This is a genomic window from Amycolatopsis endophytica, assembly GCF_013410405.1.
GTDB classification, from domain to species: Bacteria; Actinomycetota; Actinomycetes; order Mycobacteriales; family Pseudonocardiaceae; genus Amycolatopsis_E; species Amycolatopsis_E endophytica.
Genome location: NZ_JACCFK010000002.1, coordinates 260,013 through 285,360, shown reverse-complemented (window position 1 = coordinate 285,360; position 25,348 = coordinate 260,013). Strand labels below are relative to the sequence as shown.

General features: G+C 72.2%; 29 protein-coding genes and 1 pseudogene. 24 read left to right on the top strand and 6 right to left on the bottom strand.

The features are described from left to right. Positions 1-82: 82 nt before the first annotated feature. The 15 genes from pafA to HNR02_RS35765 all read left to right on the top strand — a co-directional run bounded on the left by pafA (position 83) and on the right by HNR02_RS35765 (position 13,392). Entirely contained in the window at positions 83-1,441 is a 1,359-nt protein-coding gene (gene pafA, locus HNR02_RS26930) for a Pup--protein ligase (RefSeq protein ID WP_179776370.1), read from the top strand. Further along, positions 1,438-2,208: a DUF1684 domain-containing protein gene (locus HNR02_RS26925; RefSeq protein WP_179776369.1), complete on the top strand. Its 771-nt coding sequence runs from the start codon at positions 1,438-1,440 to the stop codon at positions 2,206-2,208. Before pafA ends, HNR02_RS26925 begins: the two co-directional genes overlap by 4 nt. A 139-nt stretch (positions 2,209-2,347) precedes the next feature. Then, the gene (locus HNR02_RS26920; protein WP_179776368.1) at positions 2,348-3,031 is read left to right on the top strand and encodes a TetR/AcrR family transcriptional regulator; all 684 of its coding nucleotides are present in this window, start codon (positions 2,348-2,350) and stop codon (positions 3,029-3,031) included. A gap of 118 nt (positions 3,032-3,149) precedes the next feature. Further along, on the top strand, positions 3,150-4,130 hold the full coding sequence (locus HNR02_RS26915; RefSeq protein ID WP_179776367.1) for a helix-turn-helix transcriptional regulator: 981 nt from the start codon (positions 3,150-3,152) through the stop codon (positions 4,128-4,130). Next, a complete protein-coding gene (locus HNR02_RS26910) occupies positions 4,127-5,107 on the top strand; it encodes a helix-turn-helix transcriptional regulator (RefSeq protein WP_179776366.1) in 981 nt (326 codons plus the stop codon). Before HNR02_RS26915 ends, HNR02_RS26910 begins: the two co-directional genes overlap by 4 nt. Positions 5,108-5,116: 9 nt before the next feature. Then, the gene (locus HNR02_RS26905) at positions 5,117-5,362 is read left to right on the top strand and encodes a bacteriophage holin (protein WP_179776365.1); all 246 of its coding nucleotides are present in this window, start codon (positions 5,117-5,119) and stop codon (positions 5,360-5,362) included. Beyond that, complete coding sequence (tatA, locus tag HNR02_RS26900) at positions 5,362-5,670, top strand: Sec-independent protein translocase subunit TatA (RefSeq protein ID WP_179776364.1); 309 nt, start codon at positions 5,362-5,364, stop codon at positions 5,668-5,670. Before HNR02_RS26905 ends, tatA begins: the two co-directional genes overlap by 1 nt. Positions 5,671-5,689: 19 nt before the next feature. Continuing rightward, positions 5,690-6,637 carry a twin-arginine translocase subunit TatC gene (gene tatC, locus HNR02_RS26895; protein ID WP_179776363.1) on the top strand — a complete coding sequence of 316 codons (948 nt, stop codon included), beginning with the start codon at positions 5,690-5,692 and terminating at the stop codon, positions 6,635-6,637. A gap of 8 nt (positions 6,638-6,645) precedes the next feature. Beyond that, positions 6,646-7,524 carry a diacylglycerol/lipid kinase family protein gene (locus HNR02_RS26890; RefSeq protein ID WP_179776362.1) on the top strand — a complete coding sequence of 293 codons (879 nt, stop codon included), beginning with the start codon at positions 6,646-6,648 and terminating at the stop codon, positions 7,522-7,524. Positions 7,525-7,570: 46 nt separating this feature from the next. Next, positions 7,571-10,321, top strand: a complete 2,751-nt coding sequence (locus HNR02_RS26885) for a DEAD/DEAH box helicase (protein ID WP_179776361.1) — start codon at positions 7,571-7,573, stop codon at positions 10,319-10,321. A gap of 64 nt (positions 10,322-10,385) precedes the next feature. After that, on the top strand, positions 10,386-10,916 hold the full coding sequence (locus tag HNR02_RS26880) for a DUF4333 domain-containing protein (protein WP_179776360.1): 531 nt from the start codon (positions 10,386-10,388) through the stop codon (positions 10,914-10,916). Between the two features lie 41 nt (positions 10,917-10,957). After that, the gene (locus tag HNR02_RS26875; RefSeq protein ID WP_179776359.1) at positions 10,958-12,157 is read left to right on the top strand and encodes a GNAT family N-acetyltransferase; all 1,200 of its coding nucleotides are present in this window, start codon (positions 10,958-10,960) and stop codon (positions 12,155-12,157) included. A 28-nt stretch (positions 12,158-12,185) separates the two neighbouring features. Continuing rightward, positions 12,186-12,551, top strand: coding sequence for a DUF4333 domain-containing protein (locus tag HNR02_RS26870; protein WP_312861178.1), 366 nt, complete (start codon positions 12,186-12,188; stop codon positions 12,549-12,551). Beyond that, on the top strand, positions 12,548-13,237 hold the full coding sequence (locus tag HNR02_RS26865) for a putative GNAT family N-acetyltransferase (RefSeq protein ID WP_246339288.1): 690 nt from the start codon (positions 12,548-12,550) through the stop codon (positions 13,235-13,237). Before HNR02_RS26870 ends, HNR02_RS26865 begins: the two co-directional genes overlap by 4 nt. Before the next feature lie 17 nt (positions 13,238-13,254). After that, positions 13,255-13,392, top strand: coding sequence for a sterol carrier protein domain-containing protein (locus HNR02_RS35765; RefSeq protein WP_246339286.1), 138 nt, complete (start codon positions 13,255-13,257; stop codon positions 13,390-13,392). Between the two features lie 10 nt (positions 13,393-13,402). Here HNR02_RS35765 and HNR02_RS26860 read toward each other — a convergent pair whose 3' ends face one another. Both HNR02_RS26860 and HNR02_RS26855 read right to left on the bottom strand, forming a co-directional pair. Further along, a complete protein-coding gene (locus HNR02_RS26860) occupies positions 13,403-14,581 on the bottom strand; it encodes a macrolide family glycosyltransferase (protein ID WP_246339284.1) in 1,179 nt (392 codons plus the stop codon). Between the two features lie 92 nt (positions 14,582-14,673). Continuing rightward, positions 14,674-15,324 carry a TetR/AcrR family transcriptional regulator gene (locus HNR02_RS26855; protein WP_179776358.1) on the bottom strand — a complete coding sequence of 217 codons (651 nt, stop codon included), beginning with the start codon at positions 15,322-15,324 and terminating at the stop codon, positions 14,674-14,676. Between the two features lie 2 nt (positions 15,325-15,326). On the opposite strand from HNR02_RS26855, the pseudogene HNR02_RS26850 reads away from it, so the two are divergent. Both HNR02_RS26850 and HNR02_RS26845 read left to right on the top strand, forming a co-directional pair. Further along, positions 15,327-16,149 (top strand): annotated as a pseudogene (locus tag HNR02_RS26850) (ATP-binding cassette domain-containing protein); the annotation flags it as partial. 168 nt (positions 16,150-16,317) lie between these two features. Then, complete coding sequence (locus tag HNR02_RS26845; RefSeq protein WP_312861177.1) at positions 16,318-16,755, top strand: ABC transporter permease; 438 nt, start codon at positions 16,318-16,320, stop codon at positions 16,753-16,755. A gap of 92 nt (positions 16,756-16,847) precedes the next feature. Here the strand turns inward: HNR02_RS26845 and HNR02_RS26840 are convergent, their stop codons facing one another. After that, positions 16,848-18,044, bottom strand: a complete 1,197-nt coding sequence (locus tag HNR02_RS26840) for an ABC transporter permease (protein ID WP_179777872.1) — start codon at positions 18,042-18,044, stop codon at positions 16,848-16,850. 11 nt (positions 18,045-18,055) lie between these two features. Then, complete coding sequence (locus tag HNR02_RS26835) at positions 18,056-18,898, bottom strand: ABC transporter ATP-binding protein (protein ID WP_246339402.1); 843 nt, start codon at positions 18,896-18,898, stop codon at positions 18,056-18,058. Positions 18,899-19,050: 152 nt separating this feature from the next. Here HNR02_RS26835 and HNR02_RS26830 point away from each other — a divergent pair, with 152 nt between their 5' ends. From HNR02_RS26830 to HNR02_RS26820, 3 genes are read left to right on the top strand one after another with little or no spacing between them, the layout of a single operon-like run. Further along, on the top strand, positions 19,051-19,944 hold the full coding sequence (locus HNR02_RS26830; RefSeq protein WP_179776356.1) for an SPFH domain-containing protein: 894 nt from the start codon (positions 19,051-19,053) through the stop codon (positions 19,942-19,944). Continuing rightward, positions 19,945-20,160: a type II toxin-antitoxin system antitoxin gene (locus HNR02_RS26825; protein ID WP_179776355.1), complete on the top strand. Its 216-nt coding sequence runs from the start codon at positions 19,945-19,947 to the stop codon at positions 20,158-20,160. After that, a complete protein-coding gene (locus HNR02_RS26820) occupies positions 20,147-20,788 on the top strand; it encodes a GOLPH3/VPS74 family protein (RefSeq protein ID WP_179776354.1) in 642 nt (213 codons plus the stop codon). Before HNR02_RS26825 ends, HNR02_RS26820 begins: the two co-directional genes overlap by 14 nt. Positions 20,789-20,806: 18 nt before the next feature. Here the strand turns inward: HNR02_RS26820 and HNR02_RS26815 are convergent, their stop codons facing one another. Next, positions 20,807-21,742 carry a 5'-3' exonuclease gene (locus HNR02_RS26815; RefSeq protein ID WP_179776353.1) on the bottom strand — a complete coding sequence of 312 codons (936 nt, stop codon included), beginning with the start codon at positions 21,740-21,742 and terminating at the stop codon, positions 20,807-20,809. 53 nt (positions 21,743-21,795) lie between these two features. On the opposite strand from HNR02_RS26815, the gene HNR02_RS26810 reads away from it, so the two are divergent. From HNR02_RS26810 to HNR02_RS26795, 4 genes are read left to right on the top strand one after another with little or no spacing between them, the layout of a single operon-like run. Next, positions 21,796-22,938 carry a M24 family metallopeptidase gene (locus HNR02_RS26810; protein WP_179776352.1) on the top strand — a complete coding sequence of 381 codons (1,143 nt, stop codon included), beginning with the start codon at positions 21,796-21,798 and terminating at the stop codon, positions 22,936-22,938. Further along, positions 22,935-23,387, top strand: coding sequence for an Lrp/AsnC family transcriptional regulator (locus HNR02_RS26805; RefSeq protein ID WP_179776351.1), 453 nt, complete (start codon positions 22,935-22,937; stop codon positions 23,385-23,387). The genes HNR02_RS26810 and HNR02_RS26805 overlap by 4 nt, the downstream gene beginning before the upstream one ends. Positions 23,388-23,404: 17 nt before the next feature. Beyond that, a complete protein-coding gene (locus HNR02_RS26800) occupies positions 23,405-23,635 on the top strand; it encodes a hypothetical protein (RefSeq protein WP_179776350.1) in 231 nt (76 codons plus the stop codon). After that, positions 23,622-23,921 (top strand): hypothetical protein, encoded by a 300-nt coding sequence (locus HNR02_RS26795; protein ID WP_179776349.1) that lies wholly within the window; start codon positions 23,622-23,624, stop codon positions 23,919-23,921. Before HNR02_RS26800 ends, HNR02_RS26795 begins: the two co-directional genes overlap by 14 nt. Before the next feature lie 306 nt (positions 23,922-24,227). Here HNR02_RS26795 and HNR02_RS26790 read toward each other — a convergent pair whose 3' ends face one another. After that, positions 24,228-25,304, bottom strand: coding sequence for a GDSL-type esterase/lipase family protein (locus tag HNR02_RS26790; protein ID WP_179776348.1), 1,077 nt, complete (start codon positions 25,302-25,304; stop codon positions 24,228-24,230). Between the last annotated feature and the right edge of the window lie 44 nt (positions 25,305-25,348).

Genomic DNA, 25,348 nt, shown 5'->3' with positions numbered 1-25,348 from the left:
GGGTGCGGGTGCGTCAACGGCGCGGCGTGTCGCCGCCCGAACGGCGCACCGCGACGGGACCGAAAGCGCCTAGCATTGAGAGATGCAGCGGCGGATTTTTGGCATCGAGACCGAGTTCGGCGTCACCTGCACGTTCCACGGGCAGCGCCGGCTCTCGCCCGATGAGGTGGCGCGGTACCTGTTCCGGCGGGTCGTGTCGTGGGGGCGCTCGTCCAACGTCTTCCTGTCCAACGGCTCCCGGCTCTACCTGGACGTGGGTTCGCACCCCGAGTACGCGACGGCGGAGTGTGACGACCTGGTGCAGCTCGTGACGCACGACAAGGCCGGTGAGCGGATCCTCGAGGATCTGCTGGTCGACGCGGAGCGGCGGCTGGCGGACGAGGGCATCGGTGGCGACATCTTTCTGTTCAAGAACAACACCGACTCGGCGGGCAACTCCTACGGGTGTCACGAGAACTACCTGGTGACTCGTGCGGGTGAGTTCTCGCGGATCGCGGACGTGCTGCTGCCGTTCCTGGTCACCCGTCAGCTGATCTGCGGTGCGGGCAAGGTGCTGCAGACGCCGCGGGGTGCGGTGTACTGCCTGTCGCAGCGGGCCGAGCACATCTGGGAGGGCGTGTCCAGCGCGACCACGCGGTCGCGGCCGATCATCAACACGCGCGACGAGCCGCACGCGGACGCGGAGCGGTACCGCAGGCTGCACGTGATCGTGGGCGATTCGAACATGGCCGAGCCGACGACGCTGCTCAAGATCGGCACGGCGAACCTGGTGCTGGAGATGATCGAGCAGGGCGTGCAGTTCCGGGACTTCACGCTGGACAACCCGATCCGGGCGATCCGGGAGATCAGCCACGACCTGACCGGGCGGCGCCCGGTGCGGCTGGCGGGCGGCCGGGAGGCGTCGGCGCTGGACATCCAGCGCGAGTACTACAGCCGCGCGGTGCAGCACGTGCAGGCCAACGACTCGGGCCCGACGGCGCAGCGGGTGGTGGAGCTGTGGGGCCGGGCGCTGGACGCGGTGGAGCAGCAGGACTTCAGCATGATCGACACCGAGATCGACTGGGCGATCAAGCACCGGCTGGTGGAGAAGTACCGGGCCAAGCACAATCTGGACCTGTCCAGCCCGCGGGTGGCGCAGCTGGACCTGGCCTACCACGACATCCGGCGCGGGCGGGGTCTGTTCGACCTGTTGCAGCGCAAGGGGCTGGTGCGGCGGATCACCGACGACGGCGAGATCGAGGTGGCCAAGGACACCCCGCCGCAGACGACGCGGGCGAAGCTGCGGGGCGACTTCATCGCCGCCGCGCAGGCCGCCGGGCGCGACTTCACGGTCGACTGGGTGCACCTCAAGCTGAACGATCAGGCGCAGCGGACCGTGCTGTGCAAGGACCCCTTCCGCGCGGTGGACGAGCGCGTGGAACGGCTGATCAGTTCGCTATGACGTTCGCGGAGGACTGGCGTGCGTGGCGCGCGATGCGTGAAGAGGTGCTCGCGGAGCCGCACGGCTGGTTGAGCATCACGGCGCGGCACTGGCTGACGGCGGAGCCGCGGCGCTTCGACGGCATTCCGGGCACCTGGCACGAGGAGGGTGGCGCGGCGGTCGTGTCGGTGGGGCCGGGCGAGGAGTTCGAGGTGTCCGGCACGCACCGGTTCGAACTGGTGAACAGCGGGCCGGGCGAGATGGTGCAGGCCGGTGAGCGGGTCGTGGAGGTCGCGCGCCGGGGCGGGTACCTGCTGCGGTTGCGGGATCCGGCGGCGCCGGTGCGGCGGGCCTTCCGGGGGGTGCCTGCCTTCGAGCCGGATCCGGGGTGGGTGCTGTCCGGCCGGTTCGAGCCGTTCGGCGAGCCGCGGGCGGTGACCGTCGGGGCGGTCGTGGAAGGACTGTCCCATGTGTACTCCTCGCCCGGCGTGTTGCGGTTCGCCCACGGTGGCGGGGAGTTCGCGCTGACCGCGTTCAACGGCAAGGGCGGAGCGGCGTTCTCGGTGCTGTTCACCGACGCGACGTCGGGTGTGACGACCTACGCGGCGAACCGCAGCCTGTCGGTCGCCGCGCCGGACGCGCGGGGCGAGGTGGAGCTGGACTTCAACCGGGCGGTGAACCTGCCGTGCGCGTTCATCGACCTGGCGACGTGCCCGCTGCCCCCACCGGAGAACCGGTTGCCGTTCCCGGTCGAGGCGGGGGAGCGGATCCCCTACGAGCGCCGGTAGCGTTGAGCGTGATCGACAAGCGCCAGATCACCCATCCGGCCAGGCGAGTCGGCGAAGGGTGGAGAACAGGTCCTCGAACCGCGCCTTCGGAGGCGGCCGTCACCTTGCCACCGATGTGTACGGTCGTCAACATCACCCTGTGAGCTCCTCGGCGCCTGTTCGAACCACCTACCACCACGGCGACCTCCGCAACGCCCTGATCCGCGCCGCCGCGGAACTCGCGCAGGCGGGCGGGCCCTCGTCGGTGACCATCCGCGCCGCCGCCCGCGCCGCCGGGGTGACACCGACCGCGGCCTACCGGCACTTCGCCGGGCACGAGGAGCTGCTGGAGGCGGCCCGGCAGCACGCCGTGGACCTGCTGAGCGCGTCGATGAAAGCCGCCCTGGACCGGCTGGAGCCGGCCGAGGACCCGGTCGAACGCGCGTTGTGCCGCCTGGCCGCCATCGGGCGCGGATACTTCACGTTCGCCCTCGCCGAACCGGGCCTGTTCCGCACCGCCTTCACCGGCCGGACCGGGCCCCTGCCGCCGATGGCCGACATCGAGGAGTCCAGCGCGTTTCGCACCCTGATCGGCGCGGTCGACGACCTCGTCGACGCCGGGTACCTGTCCGAGGGGCGCCGGCCGATGGCCGAGTTCACCGCATGGGCCGCGGTGCACGGGCTGGCGATGCTCCACCTCGACGGCCCGCTGTCCACCCTGCCGGACGAGGCGCGCGACCTCGCGCTGGAGCGCACGGTGGAAATCCTGTCCGAGGGGATGGGCGGGCCCGCGCTGCCCGGTCCGGCCCGGGCGAGGTTGCGGCGCGTCGCCCGCGGCGGATAGCGTCCCCCGCCGGAAGCCCCGCTTCCCGCCACGCCGCGACTGGGTATCTCGTGAAGAACCGGACGCGCCGGGGCCGGTCCTCGGGAATTCGATCACCAGTGCGAGCTACTGTGTCCTGGTGTCCACCGCCCGCGCCGAACGCCTGGTCAATCTGGTGCTCGCTCTCCTGTCGACCCGGCAGTACCTGACCGCCGACCGGATCCGCGGAATCGTGCCCGGATACACCGACGCGGCCAGCGACGACGCGTTCTCCCGCATGTTCGAGCGGGACAAGACCGAGCTGCGTGAGCTGGGCATCCCGCTGGAGACCGGCCGCAACTCGGCCTTCGACCCCGCCGAGGGCTACCGCATCGCGCGCCGCGACTACGAGCTCGGCGAGATCGAGCTGGCCCCGGACGAGGCCGCCGCCGTCGGGCTCGCCGTCCGGTTGTGGGACTCGCCGGAGATGACCGGCCAGGCCCAGGGCGCGCTGGTCAAGCTGCGGGCCGCCGGGGTCGAGGTCGACCATGGCGAACCGCCGGTCGTGGAGTCCCGCGTCCGCGCCGAGCCGGCGTTCACCCCGCTGGTCGCCGCCGTGCAGGCCCGCCAGGCGGTGCGGTTCTCCTACCGCCGCTCCGGATCGGCGGAGCGGCTGACCCGCACGCTCGAACCGTGGGGGGTGGTGTCCTGGCGCGCCCGCTGGTACGTGGTGGGCCACGATCGCGACCGCGGCGCGCCGCGGTGTTTCCGGCTGTCGCGCATCGTCGGCGACGTGGGCCCGGCGGGCCCGCCGGGCGAGGTGGAGCGGCCGGACAACGTCAACCTGCTGGAGCTGATCGCCGGCACCGGCGATCCGGATCCGGCCCCGCCCACGACGGCGAAGCTGTGGATCGCCGACCAGCGCGCGGCCGGGGTGCGCCGCCGGGCCCGGCTGACCGGGCGGATGACGGTCGACGGCGTGGCGGGTGATCTGGCCGAGATCGATCTGCACTTCCCGGAGAGCGCCGCCGACTGGATCGCCGGGCACGGGCCGGACGTGCTGGTGCTGGAACCGGACGTGCTGGCCAAGGCCGTGCGCGGGCGGCTGGAGTCGGTCCTGCATCACGAGGTGCGCCGATGAGCGCCGCCACCGGCCGCATGCCGCGCCTGCTCGCGCTCGTGCCCTACCTGCTGGCCCGCCCCGGCGTCCGCATCGAGGACGCCGCGCGTGACTTCGGCGTCACCGCCCGTCAGCTGCGCCGGGACCTGGAACTGCTGTGGATGTGCGGGCTGCCCGGCTACGGCCCCGGTGACCTGATCGACCTGTCCTTCGAGGGTGACACCGTCACGGTCACCTTCGACGCGGGCATGAACCGGCCGCTGCGGCTCACCGGTGGTGAGGCGACGGCGCTGCTGGTGGCGCTGCGCGCGGTGGCCGAGACGCCGGGGGTGGTCGACACCGAGGCGGTCCACCGCGCCATCGCCAAGATCGAGGCCGCCGCGGGCCAGGCCCAGCCCTCCGGCGTGGTCGTCGGGCTGGCCGTGCGCGAGGGCGAGCGCACCGCCGCCACCCGCCGTGTCGTGCAGAACGCGCTGCGGGCCGGGCGGGCGCTGCGGATCCGCTACTACACCGCCTCCCGCGACCAGATCACCGAGCGCACCGTCGACCCGATGCGGCTGCTGATCGTGCAGGCGGTGGGCTATCTGGAGGCGTGGTGCCGCCGCGCCGAGGGGGTGCGGCTGTTCCGGCTGGACCGCATCGACGAGGTCGAAGTCCTCGGCGAACCGGCTGCGCCGCCGCCCGCGGCCCGGCCCACCGACATCTCCGATGGCGTGTTCCGGGCCCGTCCCGGCCAGGCGGAGGCCGAGCTGGTGCTCGAACCGGACGCGCGCTGGGTCGCCGAGTACTACCCGTGCCAGGAGCTGGACGAACTCGATGGCGGCCGGCTGCGGGTGCGGATGCGCTACGGCGACGAGTCGTGGATGGTGCGGCTGGTGATGGGCCTCGGTGGCGACGCGCGGGTGGAGAACCCACCCGGACTCGCGGAGGCCGTTCGCAGCCGGGCCGCCGCCGCGCTGGAAAGGGCGCGTCACCTGCCGGTCACCTTGGGCCAGTAGGGTGAACGCGTGTCGTACCTGCCGAGCATCGTGCTCGCCGCCGCGGGCCTGCTCGCTCTCATTGTTGTCCTCATCCGGACATTCGGGGTCTTGCGCCGGTTCAAACGGGAGTCGAGCATGGTGACGGCGAGCGTGTCCGACCGCGCCGGGCTGGTGAAGGCCCGGTCGGCCGGTCTGCGCGTCGCGATCGATCGACGGCGGCGTCCCGCCCCCGAGCAAGTAGCATTGGTCACAAGCAAGGAAGGAGGCCACTGATGCTGAACGGGTTGCAGCCGTGGCACTTGATCATTCTGGTGCTCGTCGTGGTCCTGCTGTTCGGCGCGAAGCGCCTGCCCGACGCCGCGCGCTCCATCGGCAAGTCCATGAAGATCTTCAAGGCCGAGACCAACGACCTTCGCGACGGGGACAAGGACAAGGCCGCCGAGCCCGAGTCGAAGCAGATCACGGCCTCCGAGGTCAAGGTCGAGACCGCCGACGACCAGGTCGCGCAGCTGCAGAAGCAGCTGGACGAGCTGAAGAAGCAGCAGGGTCAGTCCGACCAGGCGCACAAGCACGCCAGCTGAGACAAGGACGGAGCCTGTCGTGGCGGACTCCGCCCCCACCGGCCGCCGGGCGAAACGGCGCAAGCGAAGCCGCCGGCTGAACCCCGACGGCACGATGACGCTCATCGAGCACATCTACGAGTTCCGGCGGCGGCTCGGCTGGGCCCTGCTCGCCGTGCTCGCCGGCGGGATCTTCGGGTTCATCTGGTTCCAGACCAGGCTCGGGCCGGTGCCCTCGCTCGGGTCGATCATCAACGATCCGTACTGCGCCATCCCGCCGGAACGACGGCTGGGCAGTGGTAATGGACAGGGCTGCTACCTGTTGCAGACCGTGCCGTTCGAGGCCTTCATGATCCAGCTGAAGGTCGGCTTGGCCGGTGGCGCGGTGCTGACCTCACCGCTGTGGCTGTACCAGTTGTGGGCGTTCATCGCGCCCGGCCTGTACTCCAAGGAGCGCAAGTACGCGCTCACCTTCGTCGGCTTCGCGAGCGTGCTGTTCGCCGGCGGCGCGGTGATCGCCTACCTGCTCATCCCGCACGCCCTGCAGCTGCTCACCGGCTTCGGCGACGACTTCTTCATCACCGGCCTCACCGGTGACAAGTACATCTCGTTCGTGCTGTCGCTGCTGATCATCTTCGGGGTCAGCTTCGAGCTGCCGCTGCTGGTGGTCATGCTCAACTTCGTCGGCGTGGTCAAGTACCAGCAGCTCAAGAAGTGGCGCCGCGGTCTGGTGATGGCGTTGTTCGTGTTCGCCGCGTTCGCCACGCCCGGCTCGGACCCGTTCTCGATGCTGGCGCTGGCCGGTGCCCTCACCCTGCTGTGCGAGCTGGCGATCCAGATCGCCCGCGTGCACGACAAGCGCAAGGACCGCACCCGCCGGGACGAGGGCTGGGACGATCTGGCCGACGACGAGGCCGCGCCGTTCGACTACACGCCCAGCAGCATCGACGACGGTCCGTCCAAGCCCAAAACCGAGGACGTGACCTAGGCCGCTCGATGGGCGTACGCGCGGCGCTGGCCGTCCACCCCGACACCGGTCGCGGTGCGGCGGCCAGGATCGCCGGCACCGTGGCCGCGCGGCTGCGTGCCGGGGTGGACCGTCTGTATCTGCTCGGCACCGCCGACCCGGACGCGCTGCCCGGCGACCCGGACGCGCTGCCCGGCGACCTGGACGCGCTGGTGGTGCTGGGCGGCGACGGCGCCGTGCACCACGCCGTCCAGTTCTGCGCGGCCACCAGCACCCCGCTCGGCCTCATCCCGGCGGGCACCGGCAACGACCTGGCCCGAGGTCTCGGCGTCCCACTCGACCCGCTGGCCGCGGCCGACGCCGTGGTCACCGCGCTGCGCGAACGCCACCACCGCCCCGTCGACCTGGGTTTCGTGAACGGAACCTGGTTCGCCACCGTGCTGTGCACCGGCTTCGACGCCGCCGTCAACGACCGCGCCGGGCGCCTGCGCTGGCCGCCCGGCCCGCACCGCTACGACGTCGCCGTCCTCGCCGAACTGGCCGCGTTCCGGGCGCGCCCCGTCACGATCACCACCGACCGCGAACGCCTCCACACCGACGCCACCCTCGTCGCGATCGGCAACACTCCCTTCTACGGCGCCGGCATGAAGATCTGCCCGCACGCCGACCCGGCCGACGGGCTCTTCGACGTCACGCTCGTCGGCCGCGCCACCCGCGCCGACTTGCTGCGGCTCCTGCCCGGCTTGCGCCACGGCCGCCACCTCACCCACCCGGCCGTGCGTACCCTGCGCGCCCGCGAAGTGCGCATCGAGGCCAGCGGCTGGCCGCTGTGCGCCGACGGCGAGATGCTCCACAGCCGCGCCGTCACCGCGCGTTGCGTGCCCGCCGCGCTGACCGTGCTGGGGTGACACCCACCGCATGCACCGCGGACACGGGATGTGACACCCTGATGAGGTGGCCCCTCGCCCTTCCGTGTCGCCGGCCGAGGCCTACCAGGCTTCGAAGCGCCGCGCCCAGTACCCCCAGCTGACCCGGTTCGCCGACGAGGCCGCCTTCGGGTTCGACGACTTCCAGATCCGCGGGTGCCGGGCACTGGAGGACGGCCACGGCGTGCTGGTGTGCGCCCCGACCGGTGCGGGCAAGACCGTGGTCGGCGAGTTCGCCGTCCACCTCGCGCTCGCCGAGGGCCGCAAGTGCTTCTACACCACCCCGATCAAGGCGCTGTCCAACCAGAAGTACGGCGACCTGGTCGCCCGCTACGGCGCCGACGCCGTCGGCCTGCTCACCGGTGACACCGCGATCAACGGCAACGCCCAGATCGTCGTGATGACCACCGAGGTGCTGCGCAACATGCTCTACGCGGGCTCTTCCACCATCAACGACCTCGGCTACGTGGTGATGGACGAGATCCACTACCTCGCCGACCGGTTCCGCGGCGCGGTGTGGGAAGAGGTCATCCTGCACCTGCCCGAGTACGTGCGGGTGGTGGGCCTGTCGGCGACGGTGTCCAACGCCGAGGAGTTCGGCGAATGGCTGGTCACCGTTCGCGGTGACACCACCGTGGTGGTCGACGAGCACCGGCCGGTGCCGCTGTGGCAGCACATGATGGTCGGCAACCGGCTGCTCGACCTGTTCGCCGACGACGGCTCGAACGGTGAGCTGCGCATGAACCCCGGCCTGCTGCGGCGCGTCGAAGAAGTCGGCCGCATGCACGCGCCCGCCGCGCTGCGCCGCGGCCGGGGCGGGCGCCAGTACTCCCGCGGACCGCGGTTCCGGCCGCCCGCGCGCACCGACATGATCACCCGCATGGACGCCGCCGGGCTGCTGCCGGCGATCGTGTTCATCTTCTCCCGCGCCGGCTGCGACGCCGCCGTCGGCCAGGTCATCCGCTCCGGGCTGCGCCTGAACACGACCGAGGAAGCGGCCGAGGTGCGCCGCATCGTCGACACCCGCACCAAGGACCTGCCCGAGGGCGACCTCGGCGTGCTCGGCTACTGGGAATGGCGTGAGGCGCTGGAGAACGGCGTCGCCGCGCACCACGCCGGGCTGCTGCCCGCGTTCAAGGAAACCGTCGAGGAACTGTTCGTCCGCGGCCTGGTCAAGGTCGTGTTCGCCACCGAAACCCTGGCGCTGGGCATCAACATGCCCGCCCGCACCGTGGTGCTCGAACGGCTGGTCAAGTACAACGGCGAGGCCCACGTCGACCTCACTCCCGGCGAGTACACCCAGCTCACCGGGCGCGCCGGGCGCCGCGGCATCGACGTCGAAGGCCACGCGGTCGTGGTGTGGCAGCCGGGGGTGGACCCCAAGGCGGTCGCCGGTCTGGCCTCCACCCGTACCTACCCGCTGCGCTCGTCGTTTCGGCCCGGCTACAACATGGCCATCAACCTGGTCGCCCAGCTCGGCCACGAACAGGCCCGCGAGCTGCTGGAACAGTCCTTCGCCCAGTTCCAGGCCGACCGTTCCGTCGTCGGGCTGTCCCGCCGCATCGAGAAGAACAAGGCGGCGCTGGGCGGCTACGCCGAGGCCGTCACCGGCGACTTCGACGCGATGCTGGAGTATGTCGAGCTGCGCAAGAAGATCTCCGACCGGGAGAAGGCCCTGGCCCGGCAGAACACCGCCGCCCGCCGCGCCGACACCGCCGTGTCGCTGGAGAAGCTGCGCAAGGGCGACGTGATCGCCGTGCCCGCCGGGCGCCGCGCCGGACTGGCCGTGGTGATCGACCCCGGACTGGGCCCGGTGCGTGAACCCCGCCCGGTCGTGGTCACCGAGGACCGCTGGTCCGGGCCGCTGTCGCTGTCGGACTTCTCCGCCCCGGTGGAGCCGCTGGGGCGGATCAAGCTGCCCAAGCACGTCGAGCTGCGCTCGCCCAAGACCCGCCGAGACATCGCCTCCCACCTGCGCGACTCCGGGATCTCCCTGCCGGGCCGTCAGCGGCGGCGGTCCGGGACCAACGAGGACGGTGAGCTGGCCGCGCTGCGCCGCGCCCTGCGTGCCCACCCCTGCCACGGGCTGGCCGAACGCGAAGCCAACATCCGCTGGGTCGAGCGCTACCACCGCCTGGCCGGGGAGACCGAACAGCTGGAACGCCGCGTCGCCGCCACCACCCATTCCCTGGCGCGCGCGTTCGACCGCATCCGCGCCCTGCTGGACGAGCGCGGCTACCTGACCGAGGGGGAGGACCGGGTCACCGAGCACGGCGCCCGCCTGGCCCGCCTCTACAGCGAGTCCGACCTGCTGGCCGCGGAGTGCATCCGCAACGGTGTGTGGGAGGGCCTGACCCCGCCGGAGCTGGCCGCGGTCGTGTCGACCCTGGTGTTCGAGGCCCGTCGCGACTCGCCCGGCGAACCGCGGCTGCCCGCGGGCGCGGTGCCCAAGGCGTGGCAGGAGACCGCGAAGATCTGGACCGACCTGGCCGAGGACGAACGGCGCCACCGCCTCGACCGCACCCGCGAACCGGACGCCGGGTTCGCCTGGCCGGTGTACCGGTGGGCGCGTGGCGAGTCACTGGAGAAGGTCCTCACCGCGGCGGAGGCCAACGGGCAGGAACTGTCCGCGGGCGACTTCGTGCGCTGGTCACGGCAGGTGGTGGACCTGCTCGACCAGATCAAGACGGTGCTCGGGCGGGCCGATCCGGTCGGCGACGCGGCCGCCCAGGCGGTCAAGGCGCTGCGGCGCGGGGTGGTCGCCGCGGGCGCCGGGTAGCGCGCCCCACCCAGCGTTGTGGTTGGATCGCGCTGAGCGAGGGACGACAGCGGAGGCGCACACCATGAGCACCCCCTACGGCGGCAACGACCCCCAGCAGTGGAGCGGGCAGCCCGGCTATCCGCCGCGGCAGCCGCAGTACGGGCAGCAGCCCGGCGCGGCGCAACCCCAGTACGGGCAGCCGCAGTACGCCCAGCCCCAGCACGGGCAGCAGTACCCGGGGCAGGCGCCGCCGCAGTACGCGCCCGGCCCGGCCTACGGGCAGCAGCCGCCGAAGAAGAGCGCCAGGGGGCTGCTGATCGGGCTCGGCGCGCTGGTCGTCGTGGTGGCCGCGTTCTGCGTCACCGCGTTCCTGGCGCCCGGATTCCTCAAGACCACCGTGCTGAGCCAGAGCGCGGTGCAGGATGGCGTCAAGCAGATCCTCACCGACAACTTCGGGCTGCCCTCCGTCGGCGCCGTGATCTGCCCCGCCGACGAGGAGGTCGCCGCCGGAGCGACCTTCGACTGCACCACCACGGTCGACGGCGCGGGCAAGACCGTCACCGTCACGATCAAGGACGACGCCGCCAACTACGAGGTCGGCTACCCCCGGTAATTGGCTGGCGCGCGGCGAGCCCGTCGGGAACGATCGCGTCCGTGAGTGACTACACCGTGCGGACGTTGCGACCCGACGAGCACCGCGCCGCCGCCGACCTGTTCCGGGCCACCCTCCACGTCGCGCCCACCACCGACGAGACGTGGCAGCTCTCCGACCGCATGCTGCAGCCCGGGCGCACGCTCGGCGCGTTCGACACCGAACTGGTCGGCACCGCGCGATCGTTCGACGCCGAGCTGACCGTGCCCGGCGGGGCCCGCGCCGGTGTCGCCGCCGTCACCGGTGTCGGCGTCCGGTCCGACCGCACCCGTCGCGGCATCCTCACCGAGCTGATGCGCGCCCAGCTCGCCGACATCGCCTCCCGCGGCCTGCCGTTCGCGGCGCTGCGCGCCAGCGAAGGCGTCATCTACAACCGCTACGGCTACGGCGTCGCCACCCGCAGCCGCAGTTACGAGATCGACCGGCGGCGTGCCACGTTCCGGCCGGACGTCCCTGCCGGCGGCCAGATCGAGCTGTGGCCGCTGGACACCGCGCTGGAGCGGCTGCCCGAGTTGTACGCCGCGCTCCCGCAGGCGCGCCCCGGCACGATGAGCCGTCCGCCGTACTGGTGGCCCGCCTGGGAGCGGCACGCGCGCGAGGTGTCCGGCCCGGTGGTCACCGCCGTGCACCAGGGACCGCAGGGACCCGACGGGTACGTGGTCTACACCGTCGACCGCAAGCACTGGAACGAACCCGCCGTGCTGGAGATCCTGAGCCTGCACACCGCGGGCGGCGAGGCGTTCGACGGGCTGTGGCGCTACCTGCTCAGTGTCGACCTCGTCGACACCATCCGCGCCGACGAACGGCCCGTGGACGAGGTGCCGGAACTGTTGTTCACCAAAATCCGCGCGGTCCGCGAAACCGGCGGCGGGGACGAACTGTGGCTGCGGCTGGTCGACGTGCCCGCCGCGCTGGGCGCCCGCGAGTACGAGGGCGATCCGGTCGTGCTGGAGGTCGTCGATCCGGTGGTGGAGGGCAACTCCGGGCGCTACCGCGTCTCGCCCGCTGGGATGAGCCGCACCGGCTCCGCGCCGGACCTGCGGCTCGGGGCGGACGCGCTGGCGATGCTCTACTTCGGCACGTGGCGGCCCTCGCAGCTCGCCTCCGCCGGGCGGATCCAGCCCGCCGACCCCACGGCGACGGCGCGAGCCGACCGCCTCTTCGCCACACCCGCACCGGCCTGGTGTGGTACACACTTCTGAGAAGCTTCTCTCGGGGGTGATCCGGCTGGTGAGGGCCGTTGTCCTGCTCGCCATCGCGGCGTTGCTGGTGTCCGGTTGCGACAGTGAGGCACCCGCACCGCCGGTTCCCACCTCGCATCCGGTGACCGCCACCTCCGCCGCGGGCACCACGGCGAGCCTGACGCCCGCGCGGCGGGTGTTCGACCCCGCGCACGTCCAGGACGGGGTGTGGCGGGTGCTCACCGAGTCGTACCTGATCACCGCTGTCGGCGAGGTGTCCTGCCCCGGCGGTGAAGATGTCGTCGCCGGACGGATCTTCGAGTGCACTGTGGACATCGCGGGGGAGAAGAAGAAGGTGACGATCACGGTGCGCGACGCCGACGGCGGCTACGAGGTCTCCCAACCGGAGCCATGAGCGGGTTCGTGATCCGGCCGCTGGCCGCGGGGGAGGAGCGGGCCGCCTTCGAGGTGCTCGGCCGGTCCCTGCACGCCGTCGTCACCGACGAGTTCTGGTCGCGGCGGGCCGCATCGTTCCCGGCCGAACGACGCTTCGGCGCCTTCGCCGGACCGGACACCGTGGGGGTTGCGGGATCCTTCGCCACCCGCTCGCCGTGCCGGGCGGGAAAACGCTTCCCGTGGCCAGGCGCTGCGCATCGCCCGCGCCGTGTTCCGCTCCGACGCCCCGGACAGCGGCAGCGTCGGATACTCGGCGACGAGGCGCGGGAACGTCTGATCGGGGAACACCAGGTCGCCGTCCACACCGGACCGCGCGGGGACGACGGGTTCGTCCTCTACCGCGCCGACGAGCAGCGCTCGTTCGACCAGCCGGACCTCGGGGCGGCGCTGCTGGTGCGGGACCTGCACGCCCGCGACACCGCGGCGCTGGCCGGGTTGTGGCGGTTCCTGCTGCGCATCGACCTCGTCGCCGAGGTCCGCGCGCCGGGCCGTCCGCTGGACGATCCGCTGCCCCTCCTGCTCACCGACCCGCGCGCCTGCGCCGTCACCGGCCTGACCGACCACACCTGGCTGCGGCTGGTCGACGTGCCCGCCGCGCTCGCCGCCCGCGCCTACGGGCCGGTGCGGAACCGGACCTGCGGCTGACCGCGGACACCCTCGCGATGCTCTACCTCGGCGACCGGCGGCCCAGCGCGCTCGCCGCCGCCGGGCGGCTGGAGGTGCCGCGCCCGGCGGCACTGCCGCACGCGGACGCCCTCTTCCACACCGCCGTCCCGCCGTGGTGCGGCACGCCGTTCTGAACCAGCCGGGTCAGCCGAGCATGTCCTCGATGAGGTCCGCGGCCCGCCGCGTCCCGCCCTCGGCTCGCGCGTCCGCGCGCAACTGAGCCGAACGGCGCGCGACCCCGGGATCGGTGACGAGTTCCGTCAGCGCCGCCCACAGGGTTTCGGCGGTGGCCTCGGCGGTGTCGATGCGGCGCGCCACGCCCAGTTCGACGAGCCGGTCGGCGTTCTGGAACTGTTCCGCGGCCTGCGGGACGGCGATCATCGGCACCCCGGCGGAGAGTCCTTCGCTGCTGCCGCCCATGCCGGCGTGAGTGACGAACGCGTCGGCCTTCTCCAGGACGGCGACCTGTGGCACCCACGAGTGCACCTCGACGTTGCGCGGGATCTCGCCCAGTTCGGCCGGGTCGACGTACTTGCCGATCTGCAGCACGACGTGCCAGCCGGGCCGGTCCCCGAAGGCCGCCAGGCACTGCCGGTAGAACTCCGGCTGACGCGTGTAGGCGGAACCGAGGGAGACCAGCAGCACGTTGTCCGCATCGGAGGGACGCGTCCAGGAACCCGCACGCTCACCGAGGCACGGGCCGACGAACGTGACCGCCCCGGTGTCGACCTGATCGGCGTGCGGCTGCATCGCCCGCGGGATCAGGGCCAGTGCCCGCGCGGGACGGCCGGAGAAGGCGTCGACGTCGGTCGTGGTGGCCCCATTGCCCGACAGCCACCGCGCGAACTTCGCCCGGTAGCCCTCGGCTCCGGGCAGCTGCCACAGCTGCGCCGAGACCTCCTCCTCGTAGCCCTTCCACGCCACGAACGTCGGGGACAACTGCAGGACCGGCCGGCCCTGCGACTCGGCGAGGGCGCGCGCGGCGTAGGCGCCGATGTCGTAGAGGTAGAGGTCGGCGGGATCGGCGTCGTAGACGGCGTGCAGCTGTGGCAGCGCCTGGATGGCGTCGTCGAGGAACAGCTCCATCGCGGCGATCGGGTCGTCGGGCCAGTCGTTGTCGGCCACCGGCAGCGTCGAGGTGCAGGTGACCGGCTCGGCGCCGGTGCCCGCGACCAGGTCACGCACCGCGGGGTCGTTGGCGTAGGTCACGCGATGGCCGCGGGCCACCAGCTCACGGATGACCTCGAGGCTCGGCAGGACGTGGCTGACGGCGGGAACGCCGACCATCGCGATGTGCGCGCGACGACGGGACAGGGAAGACATGGGACACCACTTCTCGGGAGATCTCGGACGGCACAGGGGACACGACCAGCTCGGGTCAGCCGTAGATCTGAGGGAAGCGCATGATCACGACCCTAACCCGCGGTGGGACGTGGCGCACCGGGTTTTCCGTCGCGCCCGTTGATCAGTGCCTCGATGCCGTCGAGGATGCGGGCCAGCCCGAACTCGAAGGCGTGCGGATCGGACGGTGCCTGGTATGCCTCCCCGGCGGACGCGCCGACCCGCGCCGCCAGCGGGAACCGGTCCGGGTCGAACACCTTCTCCAGCAGTGGCGCGTAGGACTCCCACCACTGCACGTCGCTCCGGCCGCTGCGCCGCGCCGCCTGCCCGGCCTCGACCACGCCACGCATCGCGGACTGCACGTAGCCCAGCACCAGCGTCAGCGCGGCGTTCTCCCTGGCGAGGTGTTCCAGCCCGCCCCGCCATCCGCCGGGCACGTCGTCCGGGCGTGCGGTCTCGCCGACGACCGTGTCGATCATCAGGTCCAGCAGCTCGGCCTTGCCCGGCACGTAGGTGTAGAGCGACATCGTGCTGGCGCCCAGCTCCTCGGCGACCCGCCGCATCGACACGGCGGTCAGGCCCGCGGCGTCGGCGAGGCGGATCGCGACGCGGGTGACCTCCTCGACGGTGAAGCGGGCCTTCGGACCCCGGGACGGTGCCTCGTGCAACCCCCAGAGGAGCTCGAAACTGCGTTTCGGGTCGCCGCTCGCGCTGTACTCGGTCATCTGACGGCGCGGGCAAGACCACCTGTGTGCGCATCCTCGCCACCCTGCTGCGGCCCGACGCCGGCCGTGTGAGCGTGGCGGGTCTCGACGTTGTCCGGGACGCCGCGCGGGTCCGCTACCGCATCGGGCTGGTCGGCGAGCACGCCGCGGTCGACGCGGTGCTGGGCGGGCGGCAGAACCTGGAGATGTTCGGCAGGCTCTACCACCTCGGCGCGCGCCGGGCGCGGCAGCGGGCGGCGGAACTGCTGGAGCGGATGGGCCTGGCGGAGGCGGGGGAGAAACCGGTCAAGCAGTACTCCGGCGGGATGCGCCGCCGCCTCGACCTGGCCGCCGGGCTGCTGCTCACCGGAGGTGCTGTTCCTGGACGAGCCCACCACGGGGCTGGACCCGCGCGGCCGCAGCGAGGTGTGGGCCGCGGTGCGGGAACTCGTCGCCGAGGGCACCACGGTGCTGCTCACCACCCAGTACCTCGACGAGGCCGACCAGCTCGCGGGCCGGATCGCGGTGCTCGACCACGGCGCGCTCGTCGCCGAGGGCTCCCCGGCGGAGCTGAAGTCCCGCATCGGCGGCGACCGCGTCGAAGTGGTCCTGCACGACGCCGCGGACCTGCCCGCCGCGGCCGCGCTCGCCACCCGGGTCACCGGCGCCGAGGCCGAGCGGGGCGACAACGGTTTCAGTGTCCCGGCGCACGACCGGGTCCGGGTGCTGGCCGGGCTCGCGGCGGCCTTCGACGGGGCCGGGATCGGCATCGCCGACCTCACCCCGCGCCGCCCCACGCTCCACGAGGTGTTCCTGGAGCTGACCGCACGAGAGGTGCCGGTATGACTGCCCTGCGCTGGACCATCACCGACTGCTGGACGATGACCCGCCGCGAACTGGTGCACTGGACGCGCCGGCCGGCCGCGGTGATCGTCGGTCGGCATCGAGACCACCTTCACCGGGATCGCCACCGACGTCGCACGTGGCTCCACCGACCGGTTCCGCTCACTGCCGATGGCCTCGGCCGCCCCCGTGGCGGGCCGGGCGGTCGCCGATCTGCTCAACTCGGTCGCGGGCCTGGTCGTCCTCGCCGGGTGCGGGCTGCTCGTGCTGCTGCGGTTCGCGCTGCTGTGGCTGGGCCTCTGCCTCGGACTCGTCGCCAAGGGCCCGGAAAGCGTGGTGGCCCTGCAGATCCTGGTGTGGCCGCTGGGTTTCCTGTCCAACGTGTTCGTCTCGCCCGGCACCATGCCCGGCTGGCTCGGCACGATCGCGGACGCCAACCCGCTCTCGGCGACGGCGGCCGCGGTGCGCGATCTGCTCGGCAACCCCGGCTGGCACACCGGCAGCTGGTTCGACGACAACGCGCTGCTGCTGGCGGTGCTGTGGCCGACGGTGGGCATCGCGGTGTTCCTGCCGCTGTCGGTGCGCCGCTACCGCAGGCTCAGCCGGTGAACTGACCGGGCCGGCCCCGCCCCCAGGCGAGGCCGGCTCCGCACCGACCCCAGGAGAACCCGGTACGCCGGTCTTCTCCGATCTTGCTCACCTCACGCCGCGCGCAGCGCCTCCCGGAACCCGACCTTCGCGCCGGTGCGCAGGACGGCGTTGCGGTAGATCCGCGCGGACAACCACACCAGCACCGGGATCAGCACCACGACCAGCCCGACCGACACGATCGCCTCCCACGGCGCCACCCCGCCCATCGCCAGCCGCATCGGCATCAGCGTCGGCGCGAACACCGGGATGATCGACAGCACCGCGACCAGGCTGCTGCCCGGATCGGAGGGCAGCACCGAAATCCCCACCACGTACCCGGCGATGACGAAGAACAGCGCCGGGGTGACCGCGCCGCCCACGTCCTCCTGCCGCGACACCAGCGCCCCCAGCCCGGCGAAGACGATCGAGTACATCAGGAACCCCAGCAGGTACCACACGATCAGCCACACCACGGTGCCCGCCGCGGCCGACACCGAGATCGTCAGCACCCCGGTGGCCAGCCCGGAGGCGATCCCGACCACCCCGATCAGCACCATCTGCATCAGCCCGACCGCGCCGATGCCCAGCACCTTCCCGGTCATCAGCTGCCACGGCCGCACCGTGGCCAGCAGCAGCTCCACCACCCGGCTGGTCTTCTCCTCGACCACACCCTGCGCGACCGACTGCCCGTTGATCATCAGCGACAGGTAGATCAGCACCCCGGCGATGATCCCGAGCACCAGCTGCTGCGAGTTGTAGGGGTAGGGCGGCTCGATCGGCTGCACGTCCACCCCTGCGCTCGCGACCGCGGCGTTGACCTGCGCGGGATCGCCGCCGAGGCCGGTGATCTGCTGGTTGAGCGCGAGCTGGCTGGCCAGCACGTTCAGCGCCGTGCGCAGGTTGTCGTCGAGGTCCTGCTTCACCACGACCTGCACGCGGGAACCGTCGCCGACCAGCAGCGCGTCCAGGCCGCCGTCACTCACCTGCGCCCGGCCCGCCGCCTCGTCGGGCACGGTCCGCACGTCCAGCGTTTCGCCGACGGTCTGCCCGGCGGCCTGCAGCGGCGCCGCCATGGGCGCGGTCGGCCCGGTCACGCCGACCGTCGCGTCCGCGCCGTCACCGCCGCTGATCAGCCGCATCACCACGGTGAACCCGACGATCACCACCAGCAGCGCCAGCGTGCTCAGCCGGTAGGCCCTCGACCTGAGCCGGATGCCGATCTCGCGGGAGGCGATGAGCGACACGCCCGCCCAGCCGCCCTGGTCCATCCGGGGCATGGTCATGCCGCCACCTCCTCGGTCACCACGTGCCGGAACAGATCGGTCAGCGACTGCCGCCGTCGCGCGAACTCGTGCACGGGCCCGCTCTCCAGCGCGGCGCGCAGCACCACCTGGTCGTCGGCGTCCTCGGCCAGCTCCAGTTCGGTGTGGCCGTCCTCGTGCCGCAGCACGGTCACACCGGGCAGCCCGGAGGCCCACCCCGGCGCGGCATCCGGCGCGTGGACCAGCAGCCGCACCACCGAGCCGGCCTGCAGCTCACCGACCGTGCCGCAGGCGACCATCCGGCCGTCGCGCACGATGCCGATCCGGTCGCACAACCGCTCCACCAGATCGAGCTGGTGGCTGGAGAACACCACCGGCACACCCTCGGCGGCCTTCTCCCGCAGCACCTGGCTCATCACGTCCACCGCGACCGGGTCCAGCCCGGAGAACGGCTCGTCCAGCACCAGGATCGCCGGATCGTGCACCAGCGCCGCGGCCAGCTGCACACGCTGCTGGTTGCCCAGGCTGAGCTTCTGCACCTCGTCGTCCCGGCGCGCGGCCACCCCGAGCCGCTCGGTCCAGGTCGCCACCGACCGGCGCGCGGTGGCCGCCGTCATGCCGTGCAGCCGGGCCAGGTAGACCAGCTGCTCACCGACCTTCATCTTCGGGTACAGCCCGCGTTCCTCGGGCATGTACCCGATGTGGCGCCGCGTTTCCAGCGTCACCGGGGTGCCGTCCCAGCGCACCTCGCCGTCGTCGGCCGAGAGCACCCCCAGCACGATCCGCATCGTCGTGGTCTTGCCGGCTCCGTTGCTGCCGACGAACCCGAACAGCTCGCCCGCCCGCACGTCGAACGTCATGTCCGACAGCGCGAGCCGCTGTCCGTAGCGCTTGGTCAGACCGTCGATCCGCAGTTGCCTGTCCGCCACCTCGTCCCCCTTCCCGTTGTGGAAAAACTGATATCACTATGCTACATTCGAGCCATCAAAGCAACGGAGCGAGGGGAGTCCCCATGGAAACCGTCGTGGACATGCCGGCGCCGAGCACGCGGGAACGCCTGGTGCGCGCCGTCAACGGATTCGTCATGCTGGGCGTGGCGCTCGTGCTGGTGGTGGCCGGAGTCGTCCTGCTCGCCATCAGCGGGGGAGCGGCCGCGCTCGTGGTGCTCGGCGTGATCCTCGCGCTGGCCGGGATCGTGTCGCTGCGCGGGCTGACGCCGGTCGCGCCCGGCGAGGCGCGCGTGGTTCAGCTGCTCGGCCGCTACGTCGGCACCCTGCGCACCGCCGGGCTGCAGTGGGTCAACCCGTTCACCCAGCGGCGCAAGATCTCCACCCGCATCCGCAACCACGAGACCGGTGTCGCGAAGGTCAACGAGGCCGACGGCAACCCCATCGAGATCGCCGCGGTGGTCGTGTGGCAGGTCGCCGACACCGCGCAGGCCACGTTCGAGGTGGACGACTTCGTCGAGTTCGTCGCCATCCAGAGCGAAACGGCGGTCCGCCACATCGCCAACGCCTACCCCTACGACACCCCGGACGACAACCGGATGTCGTTGCGGGACAACGCCGAGGAGATCACCGAGAAGCTCTCCGCGGAGATCGCCACCCGGGTGGCCTCCGCCGGGGTGAAGATCATCGAATCCCGGATCACGCACCTTGCCTACGCCCCGGAGATCGCGCAGGCGATGCTGCGGCGCCAGCAGGCCGGGGCCGTGGTGGCCGCGCGCCAGCGCATCGTGGAAGGCGCGGTCGGCATGGTGGAGATGGCGCTGGACCGGCTCGCGCAGCACGACGTCGTCGAGCTGGACGAGGAACGCAAGGCGACGATGGTGAGCAACCTGCTCGTCGTCCTCGTCGGCGACCGGGACGCCCAGCCGGTGGTCAACACCGGGACCCTGTACCAGTAGATGCCGCCGGAACGGAAGAAGATCCTGCTGCGGCTCGACCCGGCCGTGCACGATGCGCTGGCGCGCTGGGCCGGGGAAGAGCTGCGCAGCACCAACGCGCAGATCGAGTTCCTGCTGCGCAAGGCACTCGCGGACGCCGGACGGCTGCCCCGCGAGGTGGGCCGGATGCGCCCGCGGGGGCGCCCCAGGAAAGAGGACGAAGATGGACCGGACTGACTCGCTCGCCGGGCAGCTGTTCCTGCTCGCCTACGACACGAAGAAGCAACGTCTGGTGTCGCGGTCCGAACTGGGCTACGCCCTGCGGGCCGCGGCGCTGGCCGACCTGGTGCTCGGCGGCTACCTCGTCGACGAGCGCGGCAAGGCGGCCCCGGCCGGTCCGGCGCCCGCGCTGGACCCGGTGCTGGAGGAGATCCTCGCCGAGATCGGCGGCACCTCGCCCCGGTCCTGGAAACGCTGGGTGGGCCGCCACCGGCACACGATGGTGCCCGCCGTGCGGGAGCAACTGGCCGCCGACCGGGTGATCCGGGTCGAGTCCAGCCGGGTGCTGGGCCTGTTCCCGGTCCACCGCGTCACCCTGCGCCACCCCCACGAGGTCCGGCGGGTTTCCGAGGAGGTGCGGCGGGTGGTGCGCGGCGGGCAGCCCACGTTCCGCGTGGAGGCCCGGCTCGGCGCGCTGTGCGCCCTGGCAGGCGCGGCGGAACTGCGGACGGTGCTGAGCCGCGCGGAACGCCGCCAGTACAAGACCCGGCTGGCCGAGCTGGGCCGCCCGGTCGAGCCCGTCATCACCGCGCTGCGCAAGGCGATCCAGGCCCAGCGCGCCGCCGCGGCCTCCGGCGGCGGCTGACCCGCGCGAGTTCTACGTTCACCGGGCCGCGGCGGTGAGGGCCTTGACCAGCCGGGTCACCGAGTTGCCCAGGTTCCACCGCTGCGCCAGCTCCAGTACCCGGTCCGGATCCGCGGGGGAGGCGGGAACCGTGTCCGGACCGGACATCGAGACCGGCGCGTCGGCGGCGGTGAGCACCACCGTCGGCGCCACCCGCAGGTACTCGGCGGCCTCGGCCAGCTTCACCCGAGTCTTGGGCGGCACGTCCTTGTGGCCCTCGGCGGCGGCCGCGATCAGCCCGCCCAGCGACCCGAACCGGGTGATCAGCTTCGCCGCGGTCTTCTCCCCGATCCCGGCCACCCCGGGCAGCCCGTCGGACGGGTCGCCGCGCAGCATCGCCATCTCGGCGTAGGCGGTGCCCGCGCCCCGCACCGGCACGCCGTAGCGCTCGGCGATCTCCGGCGGGCCCAGCACCTCGGCCTTGGCCCAGCCCTTGCCGACGTAGATCACCGACGCCGGGGTCGGTTCGGTGCGCACCAGCTGGAACAGGTCCCGGTCCCCGGTGATCACTTCGACCGGATCGGTTTTCTCCCGCGCGGTGAGCGCGCCGATGACGTCGTCGGCCTCGTACCCGGCGGCCTCCGCGGTGGCGAACCCGAACGCCTCCAGCAGTTCCAGGATCACCGGCACCTGCGGGGTCAGCGTGTCCGGCACCTCCTCGGCGTTCGCCTCGGCGTCGGCGACGCGGTGCGCCTTGTAGCTGGGCAGCAGATCGGTGCGGAACTTCGGGCGCCAGTCGGCGTCCAGGCACGCGACCAGCCTGCTGGGCCGCCGGTCGGTGACGATACGGGCCAGCGTGTCGGTGAACCCGCGCACCGCGTTGACCGGCGTGCCGTCCGGCGCGGTCATCGAGTCGGGCAGCGCGTAGAACGAGCGGAAGTACAGGCTCGCGGAGTCCAGCAGGGCAAGTGTCACGGCACACAGCCTGCCAGACGCGCCACCGGCCCGGGCCAGATACGCTGCCAGCCATGTCCTCCCGCTCATCCGCGACCCCCGCGCTCGCCCCGGAAACCCTGCGCGCCCGGCTCGACCGGGCCCGTGCCGCCACCGCCGACGCCGGTACCGACGCCCTGCTCATCGCCCCGGGTTCGGACCTGCGGTACCTGATCGGCGAAGCCGGTGGCTCGTTCGAGCGGCTGACGACGCTCGTGGTGCCCGCCGAGGGCACCCCGGCGCTGGTGGTGCCGAAGCTGGAGGCCCCCGGCTACGCCGCGGTCCCGACCGGCGAGCTGGGCGTCGAGGTCGTCACCTGGGTCGACGGCGAGGACCCCTACCGCATGGTCGCCGACCGGCTCGGCAAGCCCGGCCGGGTCGCCGTCAGCGACGGCCTGATCGCGTTGCACGTGCTCGCCTTCCGGGCCGCGCTGGGCGCGGCCGAGCAGACGCTGGCCGGTCCGGTGATCCGCGAGCTGCGGATGCGCAAGGACGCCGCCGAGATCGACGCGCTGCGCACGGCGGGCGCCGCGATCGACCGCGTGCACGCCCGTGTCGCCGAATGGCTGCGGCCGGGCCGCACCGAGGCCGAGGTCGGTGCCGACATCGCCGCGGCGATCGTCGAGGAGGGTCACCTGCACGCCGACTTCGTCATCGTCGGCTCCGGCCCCAACGGCGCCAGCCCGCACCACGACGTGTCCGGCCGCGTGATCGAGCGCGGCGACGTGGTCGTGGTCGACATCGGCGGCCCGGTCCCCGAGGGCTACAACTCCGACTCCACCCGCACCTACGCGGTCGGCGAACCCCGCGACGGCGACGTCGCCGAGACCTACGCCGTGCTGCAGCGCGCCCAACGGGCCTCGGTCGAGTCCGTGCGACCGGGCGTCACCGCGGAGTCGGTCGACGCGGCAGCGCGGAAGATCATCGCCGACGCGGGCTACGGGCAGTTCTTCATCCACCGCACCGGCCACGGCATCGGGCTCGACGTGCACGAGGAGCCCTACATCGTGGAGGGCAACGACCTGGTGCTGGAGCCGGGCATGGCGTTCTCGGTCGAGCCGGGCATCTACCAGCCCGGCCGGTGGGGCGCCCGCATCGAGGACATCGTGGTCGTCACCGAAGACGGGGTCGAACCGCTCAACCGACGCCCGCACGAGCTCGTCGTGCTCGACTCGTGAGCGGCCCGCTGGAGCCGCTGGACCAGGCCATCTCGCGGGAACTGGCCGGCGACGGCCGGTGCAGCTTCACCGACCTGGCCGAGCGGGTCGGGCTGTCGGTCTCGGCGGTGCACCAGCGGGTGCGGCGCCTGGAGCAGCGCGGCGTGATCCAGGGCTACGTGGCGCGCCTGGACAGCGAGCAGATCGGCCTGCCGCTGACCGCACTGATCTCGCTGACCCCCAACGACCCGGCCGCGCCGGACGACTACCCGCAGCGCATCGAGCACATCCGCGAGATCGAGTCGTGTTATTCGGTGGCGGGCGACGAGTCCTACATCCTGCTCGTGCGGGTGGCCTCGCCGCGTGACCTGGAGGAGCTGCTGCGCCGGATCCGGGAGGCCGCGAAGGTGTCCACCCGCACCACGGTCGTGCTGTCCACGCCGTTCGAGGGCCGCCCGCCGACGGTGTGAGGAGTACGATAAAAGGTATGGCAACTCGTAAGGTCACGCTCTCGCTGGACACCGCGGCGATCGAGTACGCCGAACGCGCCGCGAAAGCCCACGGCATCTCACTGTCGGCGTGGCTCTCCCGCGCCGCCCGGCGCGAAGCCGTGCGCACCGGTTACCGCGCCCCCGCCCGCGTGGGGGCCGAGCGCCTGGCCGCCGCCGACGAGGCGGAACTGGCCGCGGCGGAGAAGGACCTGCGTGCGGAAGGGTGAAATCTGGGCGTACAAACCGCCCACCCACCAGGCCAGGGAACGCACGGTGCTGCTGCTGTCCTCCGATGGCGTCAACGAATCCGACCGCCCCTGGCTCATCGGCACCGAACTGCTCGAACAGGACCCGCAGGACATCCTCGGCGTCGCGCTGGACAGCCGGTTCTGGGTCTCGACGCTGTTTTTGACCCGCCTCTACCGCGGATGGCTCATCGAGCAGATCTCCGAGATCGACCAGGTAACACTGGAACAGGTGGACATCGCCCTGCGCGCGGCGCTCGACCTGTAGGGGCGAGCGCCAGCGAGCTGCCCTGCCCTAAAAGAAGCTGGGTGGTCATCCCGGAGCCGGCCCGTCCGGCGAGGACTCTTTTGATCTTTGAAGCCGCGCCGCCTTCGGCAGGCGAAAAGAGCGGCGCTACGCGCCCTGACCTGGGCTTTCCCCCGACGCCTGATCGTCTAACGGGCGGCTGTGTATCGGGGGTGGGGGAGGTGTGGGTGAGGTGGTGGTTTTTTTCGGTGCCAGGCCGCCGGTTCAGGGCATGGGCGGTGAGGTGGCGGTGCGGCTCGTGTTGCCGGGTGGCGGTTCCAGGCACGCTCAACCGGCCGTCATCATCGCCGCCGGGTGCAGGTTTCCGTCCGTTCCCGACAGGCACGCCGCCGCGGCACCGTCGGTGGCCAGGAACTCGGTCAGGCACCGGCCGAACTGGGCGTGTCCGTTGGCGTTGGGGTGGAACGATTCCTGAATGGCATGGCCGGCCCGGTCGGCGTCGGTGAGGTCGTTGAGTTGCAGGGTGAGCCTGCTGAACCATTCCTTGGAGGCATCGTTGCCGCCGCTGCACGCTTCGTGGCCCAGACCGGCACGGGAGAGGTCCAGGAATCGCGCACCGGCCTGCGCGGCGGCGGTGGCGAGTCCACGGGAGAGCACCGGCACGCCCTGCTGAACGACCCATTCCAGGTCCTCGGTGCGGAACGGGCAGCCATTGAGGTTCTGCAGGTTCGCCGGGATGCCGGGGCCGATCGGGGCGGCGTAGGACTGCAGCACCAGCTGGTAGTCCCCGGGCTCGTATCCGGCGCGGGCGAGGACCGTCTTGATGTCGGACAGCGCACTGACCACCTTCGGCACCATCGCGTCGATCCGCTGCTGCCACGTGGGCGCGATCGCGGTGCGGCACGGGGCGTTGCCGGAGATGAACCACGCCTGGAAGCACTCGGAGATCAGCTGGGAGAAGTGCGGATCGTCGTTGGCGCCGACCGCGACGACGATCGCCGACACCCGGTGCGTCTTCACCAGGTCCGCGAGCTGCCCGGCCTGCGACGGCTCGGTCCACTGCCGGGTGTCGCCCAGCCCGACCTGCGCGGCCGGTGCGCCGGAGCACGCCAGGTTGACCTTCTCGGCGATGCCCGGCACGTCCGTCTTCTCGACCGTGGCGTTGGGGGAGCGGTGGCACCAGTTGCCGCCGGTGCCGTTGGTGTCGGCGGTGTAGTCGCCCGCGCCCTCACCGGACAGGGTGCTGTCGCCCATCGACACGATCGTCAGCGGGCCCGTGCCCGGCGGGCCGGGACGGTCGAGGGGACCGGGTGGTGTGCCGGGCCCGCTGAACGCGAAGATCCCCACGAGCACCAGGACGAAGAGCAGAACGCCCCCGCCGATCCACCACCGATAGCGTCGCACCGGTGGCAGTTTAGAGAAGAGATCGCCAAGCCCTGGTGAACCCC